Raw genomic sequence first — 17,912 nt, forward strand, 5'->3', positions numbered from 1 at the left:
AATGAGGCATAAAATAGGAAGATATTCCAGCTATATCAGACCGTTTTCTTACATATTAGATTTGATTATCATTAATTTGTTTTCTTATTTAATATTACCCGGTTTTTTTTCGGAGTATTTTATTTTGTTTGCTTCGATTTCATGGATGGTTATCGCAATTAATGTTGAGTTTTATGAAGTATATCGCTTTACAAAGGTTTTGTCAATAATCAACAAGCTTTTTAAACAATTTACTTTTTTTACAATACTTTGTTTTGCTTACTCAGGATTTTATGTTAATTCAAATAATTGGAAAAGTATTCTAATCTACGGTGCGTTTTCGTTTATTACAGTCTTTACGTTAAAATTGTCTATATTCTTTTTTCTGAGAAAATACCGTGTTCTTTTTGGCGGTAATTTCAGGAGAGTTGTCATTGTAGGAAGTGGGAAAAATGTCAGTCAGCTGACCAATTTTTTTAATGATAATCCAGATTATGGATACCAATTAGTCGGGTCTTTTTCGTTAGAAGAAGGTAAAAAAGATCAGATTCAAGAATCATTTACATTTGTTTTAAACGAAAACATTGATGAAATTTATTGTTCTTTAGCAAATCTTACAAACGAACAGATTGATAGTTATATAGATTTTTCAGACAATAATTTAAAAAAGCTTAAATTTCTTCCGGACGACAATGAAGTATTTTCGAGAAACTTAAAGATAGACTATTACGGGTACATTCCTGTAGCATCTTTAAGGAATATTCCATTAGATGATATTATAAATCAGTTTGTTAAACGAGTTTTTGACATCATTTTTTCGTCGGTTATTATTCTTGGAATACTTTCTTGGTTGACGCCAATTTTGGCCCTGCTTATAAAAATTGAGTCAAGAGGTCCTATTTTTTTCAAACAAAAAAGAAATGGACTCAATTACCACGAGTTCAATTGTTACAAATTCAGATCAATGAATTTAAACGAGATTGCTGATTTAGAACAGGTATCTAAAAATGATCCTAGAATAACAAAAATTGGAAAGTTCATCAGAAAAACAAGTATTGATGAATTGCCGCAATTTTTTAATGTTCTCTTAGGCGATATGTCTGTTGTTGGCCCAAGACCACATATGGTGAGTCATACAGAAATGTATGCAAGAAAGGTAGATAAGTTTATGGTTCGGCATTTTATAAAACCCGGAATCACTGGTTTAGCCCAAACCAATGGATATAGGGGTGAAGTTGAAACAGATAAAGACATCATTAATCGTGTTAAATACGATATTTTCTACATTGAGAATTGGTCACTTTTGCTCGACTTAAAAATCATTTTTATGACGGTTTACAACGCTGTCCGCGGCGAAGAAAAAGCCTATTAAAATGCAAGGCTTGGTCAGCATCATAACACCCTCATTCAATTCTGAAAAATTTATTGCAGACACCATTCGTTCGGTTCAATCGCAAACGTATGTTGATTGGGAAATGATTATTGTTGACGATTGTTCTTCTGATGCAACATCTCAAATCGTTCAACAAATTGCTTCAACCGATACCCGAATCAAATTCTATCAGCTTCAAAAAAATGCCGGAGCTGGTGTGGCGCGACAACAAGCGATTGAAATGGCACAAGGCCGATGGATTGCTTTTTTAGATTCAGATGATTTGTGGAAGCCCGAAAAACTCCAAAAGCAAATCGAGTTCATGCAAAGCCGGAATTTACCGTTTACTTTTTCGTTTTACGATTGTATTGACGAGGCCGGAAAAGCGCTCAACAAACAAGTAAGAGCACCTCAAAAACTCAAGTATTATCAGTTATTTTTCTGCAATTTTGTGGGCAACCTCACAGGCATTTACGACACCCAATTCTTCGGCAAAATTCCCATTTCAAGCATCCGCAAAAGACAAGATTGGATGGTTTGGCTCACGGTTTTAAAAAAAATCAGAACAGCGCAGACCGTTGCAGAAAGTTTGGCTTTTTACCGAATTCGTCAAGATTCCATTTCAGCTTCAAAAATCAAATTACTCGAGCACAACTTCAATGTTTATAGACAGTTTCACGGTTATAATGTGTTTGTTTCGATGCTTTGTATGTTGGGTTTTTTATTTGTACAACTCATCATCAAGCCGCGCTACATCAAAAAGCTAAACGAGTGAACGGAATTGTTTGAGCTTCCCGCTTTTGGTTCGGTCAATGGTGTCTTTTCGGTTAAAAACATACACCAAATTAGGTTCTAAAAACTGATCAAAAACGCGGCTGATTTCTTGTTTTTCATTTTCAGAAAGTTCGCGCTCACTGGTATATTGAATTTCAAAAGTATTTTTCTGGGTCTGAATAATCACAAATTCTTTGACATTGCCTTGGTCATCAAACAATTGTTTGGTGATGGAATAAAACGTCATGCCCGGCGTTTTTTTTCCACTGGGCAATAACGCGACATCGTTGGTGCGGCCCGTGAGGCTTTTGAGCAGCGGTTTTTGCGGCGTACTTTTTTCATCCAAAACGCCGCGATCGCCCACTTCATAGCGAATCATCGGATGCGCTTTGTTATACAATGAAGTCACCACAATTTTTCCTTCTTGGCCATAAGGCAAAATGCAGTCGTTGTCATCGAGAATTTCAACAAAAAGCGTTTCTGAATTGATCAACCATTCGCCTTGCGGGTTTTCTAAAGCAATAATATCGAGTTCTGCGCTTCCGTATTCATTAATTATCGGAACTCTGAAGCGCTCTTCTAACAGCAACCGATCAGACTCAAAAAGCATTTCAGAAGTTACAATACACACTTTGAGCGAGGGGCAAATATCATTCAGAAATAGATTTTTTCGTTCGAGATATTTGGCCAAAAGCACAATCGAGCTCGTGTATCCGTTGATGTAATCAAAACGTGTTTTGCTGAATTTACTCAGCATTCGCTGAATAGCGGCGTCTGAAAAATCAAAAATATTAAACCGATAACGATGGCTTAAAAAATCTTTGAGGCGCAGTTGTTTGTTGGCCCAAAAATCTAAAGGCATTCCATAAAAACGCGCTTGCCATGAATGATTAAAATCGATTCCATACCAATCAAAACGGCGCATGATGTTGGCCCAAATTAATGCATGACAAAACTTGTCTTTGGCAAATACAAACGGATCGCCACTCGAGCCCGAAGTTTTGTTGATGTATACATTTTTGGGCGTAAAACCTTCAGATAAGCGCTCTGACAACGGGCTTTGAAAATGAACCTTTCGCATCACCGGAACATCGCTCCATTGTTCTATTTTTTGCTCACCAATCAGTTTTTTATAGTGCGCGTTGTGCGTTAAGTGATGTTCGAGAATTTCTTGTTTTTTGGCTTCTAAAAAGGTTTCGTATTCGGTTGAATTCAGCGCTAAAATCTGGCTGAGTTCTTCCTGCGCTGCTTTGAGCGGAAAACCGTTGAGTTGTAAACTAAGATCAAATAATCGCAACACGCCTGAGAAATTTCTCCAAAAATACGAGTTCAAAACTACTTGCGCGGCATGAATTTATTTTTTTGAAAATTAATTGCAACCAACCGTCAAAAGCCCCTATTTTTGCAGCACACAACTAACTACTACTTCATGACTATTTTACTTTTAGGATCGGGCGGACGTGAACATGCATTGGCCTGGAAAATGCTTCAATCACCGCTTTGTACCCAACTTTTAGTTGCACCCGGAAATGCCGGAACCGCGCAAATAGCCACCAATTTATCCATTAACCCCACAGATTTTAAAGCCGTCAAAAATGCGGTTTTAGAGCATCGGGTCAACATGGTCGTGGTGGGCCCTGAAGATCCGCTGGTGGCCGGTATCGTTGACTTTTTTCAAAGCGATGAACAGCTGCAAAACATTCCCGTAATTGGCCCGTCTGCGTATGGAGCTCAACTGGAAGGCAGTAAAGAGTTTGCCAAAGAATTCATGGTTCGACATCAAATTCCAACGGCAGCCTATCAAAGTTTTCATGCTGATACGGTAGAACAAGGTTGCCGGTTTTTAGAAACGCTCACGCCGCCTTATGTGCTCAAAGCCGACGGACTTGCTGCCGGAAAAGGCGTTTTGATTATGCATGATTTGGAGGAGGCTCAAAATGAATTGCGCCAAATGCTCGTGCATGCTAAATTTGGTCAAGCCAGTAGTAAAGTGGTTATTGAGGAATTTCTAGACGGAATTGAACTCAGTTGTTTTGTGCTCACCGACGGAAAAAACTACCAACTTTTGCCCACCGCCAAAGATTACAAACGCATTGGCGAAGGCGATACAGGGCTCAACACCGGAGGCATGGGCGCAATATCACCGGTGCCGTTTGCCGATGCTGCTTTTATGCAAAAAGTAGAACAACAAATCGTTATTCCAACGGTGAACGGATTGTATGCCGAAAAAATAAACTACAAAGGCTTCATCTTTATCGGACTCATCAATGTGGACGGAAATCCAAAGGTAATTGAGTATAATGTCCGCATGGGCGACCCCGAAACTGAAGTTGTGATTCCGCGTCTTGAGAACGATTTGGTTGCCTTATTTCAAGCAATCGCCGAGCAAAAATTAAACGAGATTTCAATTCATACAAACCCGCAAACGGCTGCCACTGTGGTTGTGGTTTCAGGCGGTTACCCCGAAGATTATCAAAAAGGAAAAGAAATTACCGGTTTTGATAAAGTAGAAGATTCGATGGTTTTTCATGCCGGAACCAAAGAACAAAACGGACAAATTCTCAGCAACGGCGGACGCGTATTGGCCGTGACGTCTTTTGGAGATTCAATACAAGAAGCCATAAAAAAATCGTATCAAAACATAGCAAAACTACATTTTGACACGATGTATTTTAGAAAAGATATCGGCCTAGATTTACTTATCTAAGAAAGAATGCGCCGTGGTGTCTTGAAAATCTTCGTTGCTTTGTTTGTGCAAGTTGAGTTGTTTACACCAATAAACGATGTAATACGAACAAACGATGACACCAACCCAATTGATTAAGTTTGCGCCCCACCAGTTAGACAATTCCCATGATCTCAACCAATCAAGCGGTTTGAAAAGAAAGTCTACGAAAAGTGTTTGTATTGCTTCAAAAAATGCTCTCATTTTTAAACAAGTATTATATTTACAGTCACAAAAGTATAAAATATCCGCATGTTTACAAGTCTTTTTAGAAAATCTACACCGCTAAATTACTCGCTGGTTATTCTCGGGCTTGTTTTTACTTTTTTTCTGTACTTTTTAAAGCATATAACGCCCGAAAAATCAGATGGTAATCTGCTCATTCGATTGGTGAGCTTTGGGCTGGTCTTTGGATTCGTTTTTTTGGCCAATTTTATTGTCAAGAAGAACGGCATCAGCAAAGACAGCGCCTATACAGTTTTGTTTTTCTGGTTGTTTTTGATGGCTTTTCCATCAGTATTGAGTCAGCCTCAGCTCTTGATTTCTAACTTTTTTATCTTGTTGGCCACCCGAAGAATCGTCTCTCTGCACTCACTCAAAGACCCAAAAGAGAAAGTTTTTGATGCTTCGCTCTGGGTTTTTATCGCTACATTGTTTCATTTTTGGAGCATCCTTTTTATTCTGCTGATTTTTATCTCGATTCTTTTTCACGTGGCGCGTGATTACCGCAACTGGTTTTTACCTCCGATTGCTTTTGTGAGTGTAGCTGTGGTTTTTGTTTTTATCTCGTTGTTTTTTAATACCGGTTGGATTCAAATGCTCTTGTCGCAATCAGTTTACGATTTCAAAATTGATTATTTCACCGGTGCATATCAAAACATCACACTGTCGGTTTATGCAACGGTTGCTTTGTTTTTTGTGGCTTCGTTGCTGTTTTCGCTATCCAATCGTCCTTTGATTTTACATCCGACCTACAAAAAAATCATGTCGGCCTTTTTAATTGGTTTAGCCGTTTATTTTATTTCACCCAACAAATCCAATGATTTACTCGTGTTTTCATTCGCGCCACTGGCTATGATTGCTACAGCGCACATTGAAATCGGTCAAGCACAATGGAAAAAAGAAGTCGTTTTGGGTTTGCTGATTTTGTTCAGCTTTATCGCTTTTTTTAGCCAGCTATAATTTATTCCCGTAGGCTAAATCTCCGGCATCGCCCAATCCGGGCACAATGTAGTTTTTCTCGTTCAGTTGCTCGTCTAAAGTAGCTACCCATAAATGACAACTGTCGGGCAAAAGCGCCTCTAAATGTGCTACACCTTCAGGAGCAGCAATGATTACGGCTATATGCACTTCGGCCGGAACACCTTTGGTCATGAGTTGATTGTATACCGCCACAATAGATTGTCCGGTGGCCAACATCGGATCAATAAGCAACAAGGTTTTGTCTTGCAAATTCGGAACCGCCTGATATTCTACTTTAATGTCAAATGCATCGTCGTTGTTCGGGTGATGACGATAAGCCGATACAAATCCGTTTTCGGCCGCATCAAAATAATTTAAAAACCCCAAATGCAACGGAAGCCCGGCGCGCAAAATCGAGCACAACACTAATCGATTGTCAATTTCAGTGGTTTTTTTTATGCCCAGCGGCGTTTGAATTTCAAGATTTCGGTAACGCAAATCTTTACTGAGTTCGTAGGCCATGACCTCACCAATGCGCTCAATATTTCTGCGAAAACGCATGCTGTCATGTTGTACGTTGACGTTGCGTATTTGCCCCAAGAAATGGTTCAACACGCTGTTGTCATCAGATAAATAGTGAATTTGCATAAACCGAACATTTTATTTTTAGGTTATAAATGTATAAAAAGTATCTTTGTGTTTTCAAAATCAAAAAAGATATGTTTTCAGAATTTGCGTTTCCTATTTTTGAGCAAAGCATCCGCGATTATCACATCCTAGACGATGTTTATCAACCGGTCAAAAATCCCTACCAAAACGGAACCATCGAGTATTTGCTCTATGCCAAAAACTGGGTCGATACCGTTCAATGGCATTATGAAGACATCATCCGCGACCCGCAAATTGATCCAGTCGCCGCGCTTGATTTAAAACGCAAAATCGATGCGTCCAACCAAGTCCGCACCGATATGGTTGAGTATATTGACAGCTATTTTCTGCAGAAATATCAAGACGTTCCAGTAAAACCGAATGCCAAAATCAACACCGAAAGTCCGGCTTGGGCCATTGACCGTTTGTCTATTTTGGCACTCAAAATTTACCACATGAGCGAAGAGGCCAACCGCGCCGAAGCTTCGGCCGAGCACCGCGCCAAATGCCAAGAAAAACTCAACGTATTGCTCGATCAAAAAAGCGATATGTTTGCCTCAATTAATGATTTGCTCACCGATATTGAAAACGGCGACAAATTCATGAAGGTCTACAAACAAATGAAAATGTACAACGACGAATCACTCAATCCGGTGTTGTATCAAAATAAAAAGTAAATTTTTCAGGAGCTATTTCCCGTTATTCGCTCATATCTTTTGTGCCGAACCCCGGCCCAAAAGGATATCCGCTGCTACCGGGGCTAGGGCCTGACATTTCCCTGAACGTTTGGCAAAAACCATCCAACATATCGCGGTTATGAGGCTTTCGGCCATGGGCGATGTCGCTATGACGGTTCCTGTATTGCGCGCTTTGTTGGCCCAACATCCCGAGGTTCGATTAACGGTGATTTCAAGACCATTTTTTGCTCCGTTTTTCAAAGATCTTCCACGCACAGATTTCTTTGCTTTTGATGCGCACAAGAGGCACAAAGGCGTGCTTGGATTATTGCAATTGTATTGGGATTTAAAACCGTTGCAAATTGATTATTTTGCCGATTTGCACAATGTATTACGCTCGAAATTTATCCGCAGTCGGTTTGCTATTCGAGGCACCAAAACCGCTGCCACCGATAAAGGTCGCGCCGAGAAAAAAGCCTTGACACGAGCCCAAAACAAGGTTTTTAAACCGCTCAAAACCATGTATGAGCGTCACGCGCAAACCTTTGCCCAATTGGGTTTTGAGATTGATTTAAGCCATCCGGTTTTTCCAAAACAAACACTCAGCCCAGAAACCATAGTGGTTACCGGAATCAAAACTCAAAAATGGGTTGGTATTGCGCCTTTTGCTCAATATGCCGGCAAAGTATATCCTCAAGATTTAATGCGTGAAGTAGTGGCCGGATTGGCGCAAGAAAACAGCTGTAAAATATTCTTATTCGGTTCGCGCGATGAGGTTGCACAGTTAAAAAATCTAGCCGGAAGTTTTCAGAACGTTCAAATCATCGCCGGAAAATTATCATTAGCACACGAACTTGAACTCATTGCAAATCTAGACGTGATGCTTTCTATGGATTCAGGCAATGCACATTTGGCGGCCATGTATGGCGTGCAAGTTGTAACGCTTTGGGGCGCCACGCATCCGTATGCCGGGTTTTTGCCGTTTGGCCAGCCGATCGAAAATGCCTTAACTGCCGACAGAAATCAATATCCGCTTTTACCAACTTCGGTTTATGGCAACAAAGTGGTTCCGGGCTATGAAGATGTGATGCGAACGATTCGTCCAGAAAAAGTGATTCAAAAAATAAAAAGCCTGTTGTTGTAACAGGCTTTCTTTTTATACATCGTCGTAATCAACGTAGAGTGTGTCAGAGGTTGGATGCGCTTGACATGTTAGAATCAAACCTTCGGCAATTTCTGAATCAGTCAAAATAGAATTCTTTTTCATCACCGCAGAACCTGATGTCACGCGGCCCAAACAACTGCTGCAAATTCCACCTTGGCATGAATACGGAGCATCTACGCCGTGTTTGAGCGCCGCTTCAAGCACCGTTTGTTTTTGCGACATTTCAAAAGTGGTTTCTTCGTCGTCAACCAAAACGGTAATTTTTGTATGACCGTCTGTGCTGATTTGGGCCGTATTATCTGAAGAAGAATCCGTTGAAAACAATTCAAACTTAATGGCTGATTCTTTAATGTTGCGCTCTTTTAACGCGGCCGAAACGGTGTTGATCATCGCTTCGGGTCCGCACAAATAGAATTTTTCAAACTCCATTTCTTTGTGTTTGTTGCCGAGCATAAAGTTGACCGTTGATTTGTCAATTCGGCCAAAAAACTCTCCGTTTACATTGGCTTGACTGTATACAAAATGCACAAAAAATCGCCCTACATATTGGCGCTGCAAATCAAGTAATTGTTGGTGAAAAATAGTCTGCTCAGGAGTTTTGTTACCATAAACCAAAACCATCGTGCTTTTGGGTTCGCTGAGCAAAATGCTTTGTGCAATAGACATTACCGGCGTGATTCCACTGCCGGCAACAAAAGCCATATAGTTTTTTTGACGTGCAGCATCGGGCTGAAAAGTGAATTTTCCTTCGGGCGTTCCGACTTCTAAAACATCACCTGCTTTGAGTTCTTTGTTGGCAAAAACAGAGAAATTTCCGCCAGCAACTGATTTAATCGCAATGCGCAAATCACTGCTTTCAGGTGCGCTGCACAACGAATACGCGCGTCTGATTTCTTGACCGTTGAGCGTGAGTTTTAAGTTGATGTATTGACCGGCGGTAAAACGGTAAAAATCTTTGAATTCTATAGGAACATTGAATAAAACCGATATTGCTTCTGGGCTTTCTCGGCGAACTTCTTTTATACTTAATTTATAAAATGACGACATGAGATATTTTTTGACAAAAGTAAGCATCCTGTGATAAAAAATTCTGAAGCACGACTAAGTTTTTTCAGTCTCATTTAAAAGCAAGACTTCCCCTACGGACAAAGTTTTAAGTGATAATTTTCGCCATATCAAAAAGAAACGTATTTTTACCCGTTGTTATAATAAAGCCGACTTTTAATAGTTTTCTAAAAAATCGTTTTTACATTGAAAACCAACTTGCTCAGGTATTTTTTTATTGTTGGATTGCTGTTTTTGATGGCTTGTTCCACCAAGAGAAATACATTTATTTCTAGAAATTCTCATGCGCTCAGTACGCGCGACAATATCTTATACAACGGAGGATTGGCGCTTGATAAAGGAATTGTTGAGCTCAAAACTCAGTACAAAGACAATTTCTGGAAAATCCTTCCGGTTGAACGCATGACCGTGAAAGACCAACAAGATTTGACCCAAGCAGAAAACCAATCCAATCCAAACTTTACCCGAGCAGAAACCAAGGCGACCAAAGCCATTCAAAAACATTCTATGAATATTGGCGGTTCTGAAAAGAACCCACAAATGGATGAAGCACATTTGTTACTCGGAAAAGCGCGTTACTATGACCAGCGATTTGTTCCGGCTTTAGAAGCATTTAATTATGTTTTGTATAAACACGCCAACAGCAGTAAGATTAATGAGGTTAAAATTTGGCGCGAAAAAACCAATATGCGTCTAGAGAATGACGCTATTGCCGTAGAAAACATGAGAAATCTGCTGCAGGAAATTAAATTTAAAGATCAAATTTTTGCTGACGCCAATGCTACTCTAGCACAAGCCTTTTTGAATTTGGGTGAGAAAGACAGCGCGATGGCCAGACTTAAATTGGCGCGTGATTTTACCAAATCTAAAGAAGAAAAAGCCCGTTATCGATACATTCTCGGCCAGTTGTTTGAAGATTTGAAGCAACCCGACAGCGCTTATATTTGTTACCAAGAAGTAATTGACATGAAACGTCGTTCGCCCAAACCGTATGTGATTCATGCGCATATGCGTCAGGCGTTTATCAATGATTTTGAAAAAGGAGACAGCATTGCTTTTCTTGAAAAGTACAATAAGCTGCTCAAAGATCGAGAGAACCGTCCGTACTTGAACTTCATCAACCATGAAATTGCCTTGTTTTATGACAAGAACAAAAATTTCAAACAGGCCAAAAAATACTACAACATTTCTCTTAACGCCAAATCGATTGATAAATATTTGATTGCGTCTAATTACCGAAACTTGGCCGAAATTTTTTTCAACGAAGCCAGTTATGTTACGGCAGGGAAATACTACGATAGTACACTTGTACAATTAGAAAAGCGCACACGAGAGTTCAGATTGATTCGCAAAAAACGCGATAATTTAGATGATGTAATTAAGTTTGAAGGAATTGCTGCCCAAAACGATAGTATTATTAAGTTGTGCAAAATGTCTGACGCTGAGCGAACAGTGTTTTTTGAGAATTATATTTTAAAACTTAAAGAACAAGATGCCCAAAAAGCTTTAGCAGCGGACAAAGAAAAAGGACAAGACACCAAAACCGACCAAGGAAAAGATGGTCGCGCAGATATGAATCCTGCTGAATCAAAAAAATCTTCACGACCACCTGATAGCCCAGGAGCCACTTCAGGGAACAGTAATTTTTATTTTTACAATGCTAATACAGTTGCAAAAGGCAAGGTTGACTTTATAAAAAAATGGGGTGAACGAGCATATGCAAACAATTGGCGAATTACCCAAGATAAAAATGCCTCAGTACAAAACGATGATAAGAATCAAGATGATAAGCAAGAAAACACTGAATCTATCGACAGTAAGTCAACCAAAGACAAACCCGTTGACGAACGTTATTTAGCAACTTCTTACCTAAATAAAATTCCTACTTCGCAAACAGTTATTGATAGTATAACCAAAGAGCGAAATTTTGCTTATTACCAATTGGGAATCATCTACAAAGAAAAATTTAAAGAATATAAGCGCGCAGCCGACAAACTCGAAATGTTACTTGAAAACAAGCCCGAAGAAAGATTGGTTTTGCCTTCGATGTATCATTTGTTCAAAATTTACGAAATCATTGACAAAGACAAGGCTCTGACTATGAAAAGCAGAATTGTTTCTGAATTTCCGGATTCGCGGTATGCACAGATTTTGTCCAACCAAGCCTCGGCCTCAGGAACCATTGCTGATACACCCGAGGGTCAATACGACAAGCTTTATAAACAGCTCAAAGACGGAGATTTAAAAGTTTTGCTTACAGATATTGACTTGGCTATTGCGCAATACACCGGAGAACCTGTTGTGCCAAAATTTGAATTGCTTAAAGCCAATGTTGTTGGAAGATTGTTAGGCTTGGAGCAATATAAGAAAACGCTGAATTTTGCGGCATTGAATTACCCAAACAGCGATGAAGGCAAGCAAGCTGAAAAATTGCTTAGAGAACAGGTTCCACAACTTGAAGCCTTGAAGTTTTATGCAGAGAAACCATTGAGTTGGAAAATTTTATACAAATCATCTAATAAAGAAGACAAACCAACAAAGTTTATTTTGGATAAAGTCAATAAGTTCATTCAGGAACGCGGGTTAGAAAAGCTCACAGTTTCGTACGATTTGTATACGATGAGTGAAAACTTTGTGGTTATCCACGGTCTTAAATCTGATGAATATGCCAAAGGAATTGTGTCGATTTTAAAAGAGTTTAAAGAGTATAAAATACCGGACAAAGCCTATATTATTTCAAATGAAAATTATAAGATAGTTCAAATCAAAAAGAACTTTGAAGAGTTTTTAACTACACCTTATTCTGACCCGTTGCCAGCCAAGACCTATGTTCCGAAAATGAAGCATGACAACGACGGCCAAAAAGAAGTTGTTCGCCCTAGAGCCAGCCATGAGCAAGGTGAGGATGCTCCTCCGGCCTTTTCAACACAACCACCGGGACTCCCGGGGCTTAACCCAGCGGCACCTCCAACTGGCGGAGCTGATCCGAGAGGCGGAGTAAAATCAACCGGAGAAAAATCAGAAAAACGATAATCATGTTTGAAAAAAAACCAAAGTCATATACTGATTTATTGGGTAAAACCAATAGAATTGTTGAGGGAACGACCATACGTGGAGATATAACCTCACAAGCTGATTTTAGGTTAGACGGTCATTTGGTGGGTAATTTTCAATCAGAAGGCAAAATAGTTATCGGTCCGGCGGGTAGTATTAAGGGTGATATTGTATGTAAGAATGCCGACATAGAAGGGTTTTTCAAAGGGAAAATTCAAGTTTATGAATTGCTCAACATAAAAGGTAAAGCCAGTATTCAGGGTGAGGTCACTTGCGGAAAATTATCGGTTGAGCCAGGAGCAGAGTTCAGCGCGACTTGCACAATGAAATCTCAAGTAAAAAGTATAGCTCCGCATGACACAACCCAATCCGGAACCGCCGCGCAAGCCCAATAAATGGCTAGCTTTAATTAACATTCCAATTCAAATTGGCGTTATTGTTTTTGCCTTTGCCTCGTTTGGTAAATGGCTCGATGCGAAATACCTGAATCCGCATAATATATATGTAAAAATCTTCACGTTGGCAGGTGTAGCTATATCGTTTTACAACCTAAACCGTCAACTTAAAGACATCAACAAAGACGAATCATGAGCCTCAAAAAATTGCACCCTGTTTTATTTGTTGTTTTTGCCTCAGTTTTAGGTTATGCCTTGCACAAAGTGTTGTTTTATTTCATAGTTCCGCAAAAATTTGAAGCTGATTTTGTGTATTCTGTTGAAATGCTCTACGCTTTCTTTGCGGTTTCATCTGCACTTATAGTATCGACCTTAAATTTCATCAGTAAAAAAAGCGTTAATAATGTCGGTTATTTCTACCTTTTATTAACTACCTTAAAAATGGGTGTGGCTTATTTTTTCTTGAAACCAATCTTATCTTTTGATCTTCCTAAAACAGCTGTTGAAAAAACCAACTTTTTTCTGATTTTTATCTATTTTTTGATTGTAGAAACCGTTGTAACCATCAGAATTTTAAATAAAAAGCAATAATTCTGACATAAATTGACAATCCGCCAAAAAAAATAAAAACATATACTTTTCAGAATCAATTAAAATTGTACTTTTGCACCAAATTTGAGAAAGTTAATTTAAGTTAATTATCCTTATATGGTGATTTCAAAAAAACCACTCCATTTCATTATAGCTGCTTTCGTAGCGTGTTTACCTTTATTTAGTTTTGCTAACAATCTGGTTGACAGCACCGCTGTTCCGGCGCAAACACCACATGTGGCTCAGGCTCAAGTACATGGTCATGAAGCCGAAGACGCAAATCTTACCGAAGAGCAAAAAGCAGATTTAGAAAGAAAAGCACACATCAAACATCACTTGATGGACTCGCATGATTTCACTTTATTTACTTATGGTAAAGACGGAGAAAATCACTTCGGGTTTCCGCTTCCGGTTATTTTGTTTGACAATGGATTGCATGTTTTTTCATCAGCTAAATTTGAGCATGGTGAAGGTGTAGCTGAATCAAACGGGAATTACTACAAAATCAATCACCATGACGGATTGGTTTACAGAACCGATGCAGAAGGTGCTTTTACTGAAGACACCCAAGGTCACGTAACCAACGTAAAACCATTAGATCTTTCGATTACCAAAAGTATTTTGATGATTATGATTGTGGCCGGAATCATGTTCTTCTTGTTTAGAGGTTTGGGTAAATCATATCAAAAAAACGGATTGATTGCTACCGGCGCCGGAAGATTCTTTGAGCCGATTATTTTGTACATCCGTGATGACATCGCTATTCCAAACATCGGCGAGAAACACTACAAAAAATACATGAGCTTTTTATTGACCATCTTTTTCTTTATTTGGTTTTTAAATATGTTTGGATTGACTCCACTAGGGGTAAATATTACCGGAAACTTAGCCATCACAGCTTCGTTGGCGTTGGTTACTTATTTGATTACAACCTTTACCGCTAAGAAAGATTATTGGGGACACATTTTCTGGATGCCAGGTGTGCCGGTTCCGATGAAGTTTATCTTGGCGCCGATTGAACTACTCGGTACCATCATCAAGCCATTCTCATTGATGATTCGTTTGTATGCCAATATGGTTGCAGGTCACATTGTATTGATGAGTTTGATTGCTTTGATGTACACGTTCAACAGCCCAATCGGAAGCCCGCTTTCTTTTTTCTTGGCTTTTGTATTATCCTTGTTAGAAATTTTGGTAGCCTTGCTACAAGCTTATATTTTCACGATGTTGGCAGCGCTTTATTTCGGAGCCGCCGTTGAAGAGCATCACCACGAGCACGAAGCTCACCACTAATCATTTGAATGTTTAATTAATTAATATATACATTATGGAAATTCCTAAAATTATTGGAGCAGGTTTAGTAGTAATCGGAGCCGGTATCGGTATCGGAAAAATCGGTGGTTCTGCCATGGAAGCGATTGCTCGTCAACCAGAAGCTACTGGTAAAATCCAAACAGCTATGTTGATCGCAGCTGCTCTTATTGAAGGTATTGGTTTCGCGGCTTTGTTCGCAGTAAACTAAAAAACAAACAAAAGCTATAACGGTTGGTTGTAGCTTTTGTTTTACTATTGAAACATCATTAAAAACTAAGACATAATATAATGGAACAATTATTTGGACAGTTTTCGCTTGGCTTGTTTATCATGCAAACCATCTTGTTTGTCGGGCTTATTTTCCTTTTGAAAAAATTTGCTTGGAAACCGATTCTTGACTCTGTAAACGAAAGAGAAGAAGGAATCAAAAATGCTTTGCAATCAGCCGAACAAGCGCGTAAAGAAATGCAAAGCTTAAAGTCTGACAACGATAAATTGTTGGCTGAGGCTCGTGCCGAAAGAGATTCTATGCTTAAAGAAGCGCGCGAAATCAAAGAAAAAATGATCACTGATGCCAAAGCTGATGCACAAGCGCAAGGTCAAAAAATGATTGAGCAAGCTAAATCGGCCATTGAAAGTGAAAAAAATGCTGCTTTGTCTGAACTTAAAGCTCACGTGGCTACTTTGTCATTAGACATCGCTGAAAAATTATTGAAAAACGAATTGTCTGATAAATCTGCTCAAGTAAAATTGGTAGAGAAGATGTTGGACGATGTTAAATTAAGCTAATATGTCAAGAGCTGCGATTAGATACGCGAAAGCGATTTTAGATACCGCGGTGGCTTCTGGGAATGCCGCAAAAGTCAATGATGATATGTTGTCGGTGGTTGATACTATTGCCCAAAGCAGAGAACTTGAGCATTTTTTGGCCAGCCCAATCATCACCTCTGAAATCAAATTAAACGCTTTGAAAGAAATTTTCACAAACGTTCAATCTGAAACCAATTCATTGTTTCGATTGTTGTTTGAAAACAAACGTTTTGAAATTTTGGCTTCAGTGGCGGCACAATTCAATCATCAGTTCGATCAAATGAACGGAATTGAAGTGGCTTATGTTACTACAGCTGTTGAGATGACCTCAGAAATTGAAGCGCAAGTAAAATCAAAAATTGCCTCTATTTCAGATAAAAAAGTAACCGTCAAAAACATCATAGATCCAGCTATTTTAGGTGGATTCATCCTCAGAATCGGCGACCGACAATTCAATGCTTCGGTGGCCAATCGTTTACAAGAATTAAAAAGAGAGTTTAGTAATTAATCACCATTAAAGATATATACAATGGCAGAAATTAAAGCTGCTGAAATTTCAGCAATATTAAAAAAGCAGGTTGAAGGTTTTCAATCAGGCGCTACGTTAGAAGAAGTAGGAACAGTACTTCAGGTGGGTGATGGTATTGCCCGCGTTTACGGATTGTCAAACGCACAATACGGTGAGTTGGTTCAATTTGAGAATGGTCTTGAGGCCATCGTATTGAACTTAGAAGAAGACAATGTGGGTGTGGTACTTTTAGGCCCGTCAGCCGGAATCAAAGAAGGTTCAACGGTAAAAAGAACACAACGTATCGCGTCGCTTAAAGTAGGTGAAGGAATCGTAGGTCGTGTTGTGGATACTTTGGGTAACCCAATCGATGGTAAAGGTTCAATCGCCGGCGATTTATATGAAATGCCATTAGAAAGAAAAGCTCCTGGAGTTATCTTCCGTCAACCGGTAACTGAGCCGTTGCAAACAGGAATCAAATCAATTGATGCGATGATTCCGGTAGGAAGAGGACAACGTGAGCTTGTAATTGGTGACCGTCAAACCGGAAAAACAACGGTTTGTATCGATACCATTTTGAATCAAAAAGAATTCTACGATGCCGGCAAACCGGTATATTGTATTTATGTTGCTGTTGGACAAAAAGCTTCAACTGTAGCAGGAATTGCTAAAACATTAGAAGAAAAAGGCGCGATGGCTTATACAACTATTGTTGCTGCGAATGCTTCTGACCCGGCTCCGATGCAGGTTTATGCTCCGATGGCAGGTGCTGCTATTGGTGAGTATTTCCGCGATACAGGTCGTCCGGCTTTGATTGTATATGATGATTTGTCAAAACAAGCGGTAGCTTACCGTGAGGTGTCTTTGTTGCTTAGAAGACCACCAGGACGTGAAGCTTACCCAGGTGACGTATTCTACTTGCACTCACGTTTGCTTGAAAGAGCGGCTAAAGTAATTGCAGATGACAGCATCGCTCAAAACATGAACGATTTGCCTGAATCATTGAAACCCATCGTAAAAGGTGGCGGTTCATTGACTGCTTTACCGATCATCGAAACACAAGCGGGAGACGTTTCTGCGTATATCCCAACCAACGTAATCTCAATTACTGACGGACAGATTTTCTTGGAGTCTGACTTGTTCAACTCAGGGGTTCGTCCGGCGATCAACGTAGGTATTTCGGTATCGCGTGTGGGAGGTAACGCTCAGATCAAATCGATGAAAAAAGTATCAGGTACATTAAAACTGGATCAAGCGCAATTCCGCGAATTAGAAGCGTTTGCCAAATTTGGTTCTGACCTTGATGCCGTTACTTTAAACGTAATTGAAAAAGGACGTCGCAACGTTGAAATCTTGAAACAATCAGTAAATGATCCGTTCACGGTTGAAGATCAAGTAGCGATTATCTACGCAGGTTCTAAAAACCTTTTGAGAAACGTTCCGGTAGCTAAAGTAAAAGAATTTGAAAAAGATTTCTTGGCCTATATGAACAGCAAACACAGAGCTACTTTAGATGCTTTGAAAGCTGGTAAATTAGACGACAGCATTACCGATGTAATCGAAAGCGCAGCTAAAGAAATTGCAGCGAAATACAACTAATTAGTTAATTTGACGAATGTGTTCATTTTTAAGTGAGCACATTCACCGATTAAC

Annotated in this window: 19 protein-coding genes; 15 read left to right on the forward strand and 4 right to left on the reverse strand. The window is 39.5% G+C overall.

Going from position 1 to position 17,912, the window contains the following annotated elements; translation table 11 throughout:
• Position 1: 1 nt before the first annotated feature.
• Both KIH23_RS09485 and KIH23_RS09490 read left to right on the forward strand, forming a co-directional pair.
• On the forward strand, positions 2 to 1,351 hold the full coding sequence (locus KIH23_RS09485) for an undecaprenyl-phosphate glucose phosphotransferase (RefSeq protein WP_213213248.1): 1,350 nt from the start codon (positions 2 to 4) through the stop codon (positions 1,349 to 1,351).
• Between the two features lies 1 nt (position 1,352).
• Complete coding sequence (locus KIH23_RS09490; RefSeq protein WP_213213249.1) at positions 1,353 to 2,126, forward strand: glycosyltransferase family 2 protein; 774 nt, start codon at positions 1,353 to 1,355, stop codon at positions 2,124 to 2,126.
• On the opposite strand, the gene KIH23_RS09495 is transcribed toward KIH23_RS09490, so the two are convergent.
• Entirely contained in the window at positions 2,115 to 3,425 is a 1,311-nt protein-coding gene (locus tag KIH23_RS09495; RefSeq protein WP_213213250.1) for a phenylacetate--CoA ligase family protein, read from the reverse strand. The two genes, KIH23_RS09490 and KIH23_RS09495, sit on opposite strands and share 12 nt — an antisense overlap.
• A gap of 129 nt (positions 3,426 to 3,554) precedes the next feature.
• On the opposite strand from KIH23_RS09495, the gene purD reads away from it, so the two are divergent.
• Complete coding sequence (gene purD, locus KIH23_RS09500; RefSeq protein WP_213213251.1) at positions 3,555 to 4,832, forward strand: phosphoribosylamine--glycine ligase; 1,278 nt, start codon at positions 3,555 to 3,557, stop codon at positions 4,830 to 4,832.
• Here the strand turns inward: purD and KIH23_RS09505 are convergent.
• On the reverse strand, positions 4,821 to 4,988 hold the full coding sequence (locus KIH23_RS09505; RefSeq protein ID WP_317197033.1) for a DUF6341 family protein: 168 nt from the start codon (positions 4,986 to 4,988) through the stop codon (positions 4,821 to 4,823). The two genes, purD and KIH23_RS09505, sit on opposite strands and share 12 nt — an antisense overlap.
• 114 nt (positions 4,989 to 5,102) lie before the next feature.
• On the opposite strand from KIH23_RS09505, the gene KIH23_RS09510 reads away from it, so the two are divergent.
• Positions 5,103 to 6,032, forward strand: a complete 930-nt coding sequence (locus tag KIH23_RS09510; RefSeq protein WP_213213253.1) for a hypothetical protein — start codon at positions 5,103 to 5,105, stop codon at positions 6,030 to 6,032.
• On the opposite strand, the gene upp is transcribed toward KIH23_RS09510, so the two are convergent.
• Complete coding sequence (upp, locus tag KIH23_RS09515) at positions 6,027 to 6,680, reverse strand: uracil phosphoribosyltransferase (protein WP_213213254.1); 654 nt, start codon at positions 6,678 to 6,680, stop codon at positions 6,027 to 6,029. The two genes, KIH23_RS09510 and upp, sit on opposite strands and share 6 nt — an antisense overlap.
• A 71-nt stretch (positions 6,681 to 6,751) precedes the next feature.
• On the opposite strand from upp, the gene KIH23_RS09520 reads away from it, so the two are divergent.
• Both KIH23_RS09520 and KIH23_RS09525 read left to right on the forward strand, forming a co-directional pair.
• Positions 6,752 to 7,357, forward strand: a complete 606-nt coding sequence (locus tag KIH23_RS09520) for a DUF4254 domain-containing protein (protein ID WP_213213255.1) — start codon at positions 6,752 to 6,754, stop codon at positions 7,355 to 7,357.
• Between the two features lie 139 nt (positions 7,358 to 7,496).
• A complete protein-coding gene (locus KIH23_RS09525) occupies positions 7,497 to 8,501 on the forward strand; it encodes a glycosyltransferase family 9 protein (protein ID WP_213213256.1) in 1,005 nt (334 codons plus the stop codon).
• 12 nt (positions 8,502 to 8,513) lie between these two features.
• On the opposite strand, the gene KIH23_RS09530 is transcribed toward KIH23_RS09525, so the two are convergent.
• Complete coding sequence (locus KIH23_RS09530) at positions 8,514 to 9,569, reverse strand: ferredoxin--NADP reductase (RefSeq protein ID WP_213213257.1); 1,056 nt, start codon at positions 9,567 to 9,569, stop codon at positions 8,514 to 8,516.
• Between the two features lie 204 nt (positions 9,570 to 9,773).
• Here KIH23_RS09530 and KIH23_RS09535 point away from each other — a divergent pair, with 204 nt between their 5' ends.
• The 9 genes from KIH23_RS09535 (at position 9,774) to atpA (ending at position 17,858) form a co-directional block, all read left to right on the forward strand.
• Positions 9,774 to 12,620, forward strand: coding sequence for a tetratricopeptide repeat protein (locus KIH23_RS09535; RefSeq protein WP_249684883.1), 2,847 nt, complete (start codon positions 9,774 to 9,776; stop codon positions 12,618 to 12,620).
• Between the two features lie 2 nt (positions 12,621 to 12,622).
• A complete protein-coding gene (locus tag KIH23_RS09540; RefSeq protein WP_213213258.1) occupies positions 12,623 to 13,036 on the forward strand; it encodes a polymer-forming cytoskeletal protein in 414 nt (137 codons plus the stop codon).
• Positions 12,996 to 13,232 carry an AtpZ/AtpI family protein gene (locus KIH23_RS09545; RefSeq protein WP_213213259.1) on the forward strand — a complete coding sequence of 79 codons (237 nt, stop codon included), beginning with the start codon at positions 12,996 to 12,998 and terminating at the stop codon, positions 13,230 to 13,232. Before KIH23_RS09540 ends, KIH23_RS09545 begins: the two co-directional genes overlap by 41 nt.
• Entirely contained in the window at positions 13,229 to 13,627 is a 399-nt protein-coding gene (locus tag KIH23_RS09550) for a hypothetical protein (RefSeq protein WP_213213260.1), read from the forward strand. The genes KIH23_RS09545 and KIH23_RS09550 overlap by 4 nt, the downstream gene beginning before the upstream one ends.
• Positions 13,628 to 13,744: 117 nt before the next feature.
• On the forward strand, positions 13,745 to 14,920 hold the full coding sequence (gene atpB / locus KIH23_RS09555; RefSeq protein ID WP_213213261.1) for a F0F1 ATP synthase subunit A: 1,176 nt from the start codon (positions 13,745 to 13,747) through the stop codon (positions 14,918 to 14,920).
• Positions 14,921 to 14,954: 34 nt separating this feature from the next.
• Positions 14,955 to 15,149 (forward strand): ATP synthase F0 subunit C, encoded by a 195-nt coding sequence (gene atpE / locus KIH23_RS09560; RefSeq protein ID WP_213213262.1) that lies wholly within the window; start codon positions 14,955 to 14,957, stop codon positions 15,147 to 15,149.
• A gap of 80 nt (positions 15,150 to 15,229) precedes the next feature.
• Positions 15,230 to 15,730 carry a F0F1 ATP synthase subunit B gene (locus KIH23_RS09565; protein WP_213213263.1) on the forward strand — a complete coding sequence of 167 codons (501 nt, stop codon included), beginning with the start codon at positions 15,230 to 15,232 and terminating at the stop codon, positions 15,728 to 15,730.
• A 1-nt stretch (position 15,731) separates the two neighbouring features.
• Complete coding sequence (atpH, locus tag KIH23_RS09570) at positions 15,732 to 16,259, forward strand: ATP synthase F1 subunit delta (protein ID WP_213213264.1); 528 nt, start codon at positions 15,732 to 15,734, stop codon at positions 16,257 to 16,259.
• Positions 16,260 to 16,280: 21 nt separating this feature from the next.
• On the forward strand, positions 16,281 to 17,858 hold the full coding sequence (gene atpA, locus KIH23_RS09575; RefSeq protein WP_213213265.1) for a F0F1 ATP synthase subunit alpha: 1,578 nt from the start codon (positions 16,281 to 16,283) through the stop codon (positions 17,856 to 17,858).
• Positions 17,859 to 17,912: the final 54 nt, after the last annotated feature.

Source organism: Flavobacterium sp. CYK-55, assembly GCF_018413465.1.
Taxonomy (GTDB): Bacteria; Bacteroidota; Bacteroidia; order Flavobacteriales; family Flavobacteriaceae; genus Flavobacterium.

What these genes read in the sequence shown, in the direction of transcription:
- KIH23_RS09485 (WP_213213248.1), top strand. Translation starts at nt 2, where the DNA reads ATGAGGCATAAAATAGGAAGATATTCCAGCTATATCAGACCGTTTTCT.
- KIH23_RS09490 (WP_213213249.1), top strand. Translation starts at nt 1,353, where the DNA reads ATGCAAGGCTTGGTCAGCATCATAACACCCTCATTCAATTCTGAAAAA.
- purD (WP_213213251.1), top strand. Translation starts at nt 3,555, where the DNA reads ATGACTATTTTACTTTTAGGATCGGGCGGACGTGAACATGCATTGGCC.
- KIH23_RS09510 (WP_213213253.1), top strand. Translation starts at nt 5,103, where the DNA reads ATGTTTACAAGTCTTTTTAGAAAATCTACACCGCTAAATTACTCGCTG.
- upp (WP_213213254.1), bottom strand. Translation starts at nt 6,680, where the DNA reads ATGCAAATTCACTATTTATCTGATGACAACAGCGTGTTGAACCATTTC.
- KIH23_RS09520 (WP_213213255.1), top strand. Translation starts at nt 6,752, where the DNA reads ATGTTTTCAGAATTTGCGTTTCCTATTTTTGAGCAAAGCATCCGCGAT.
- KIH23_RS09525 (WP_213213256.1), top strand. Translation starts at nt 7,497, where the DNA reads ATGAGGCTTTCGGCCATGGGCGATGTCGCTATGACGGTTCCTGTATTG.
- KIH23_RS09530 (WP_213213257.1), bottom strand. Translation starts at nt 9,569, where the DNA reads ATGTCGTCATTTTATAAATTAAGTATAAAAGAAGTTCGCCGAGAAAGC.
- KIH23_RS09540 (WP_213213258.1), top strand. Translation starts at nt 12,623, where the DNA reads ATGTTTGAAAAAAAACCAAAGTCATATACTGATTTATTGGGTAAAACC.
- KIH23_RS09545 (WP_213213259.1), top strand. Translation starts at nt 12,996, where the DNA reads ATGACACAACCCAATCCGGAACCGCCGCGCAAGCCCAATAAATGGCTA.
- KIH23_RS09550 (WP_213213260.1), top strand. Translation starts at nt 13,229, where the DNA reads ATGAGCCTCAAAAAATTGCACCCTGTTTTATTTGTTGTTTTTGCCTCA.
- atpB (WP_213213261.1), top strand. Translation starts at nt 13,745, where the DNA reads ATGGTGATTTCAAAAAAACCACTCCATTTCATTATAGCTGCTTTCGTA.
- atpE (WP_213213262.1), top strand. Translation starts at nt 14,955, where the DNA reads ATGGAAATTCCTAAAATTATTGGAGCAGGTTTAGTAGTAATCGGAGCC.
- KIH23_RS09565 (WP_213213263.1), top strand. Translation starts at nt 15,230, where the DNA reads ATGGAACAATTATTTGGACAGTTTTCGCTTGGCTTGTTTATCATGCAA.
- atpH (WP_213213264.1), top strand. Translation starts at nt 15,732, where the DNA reads ATGTCAAGAGCTGCGATTAGATACGCGAAAGCGATTTTAGATACCGCG.
- atpA (WP_213213265.1), top strand. Translation starts at nt 16,281, where the DNA reads ATGGCAGAAATTAAAGCTGCTGAAATTTCAGCAATATTAAAAAAGCAG.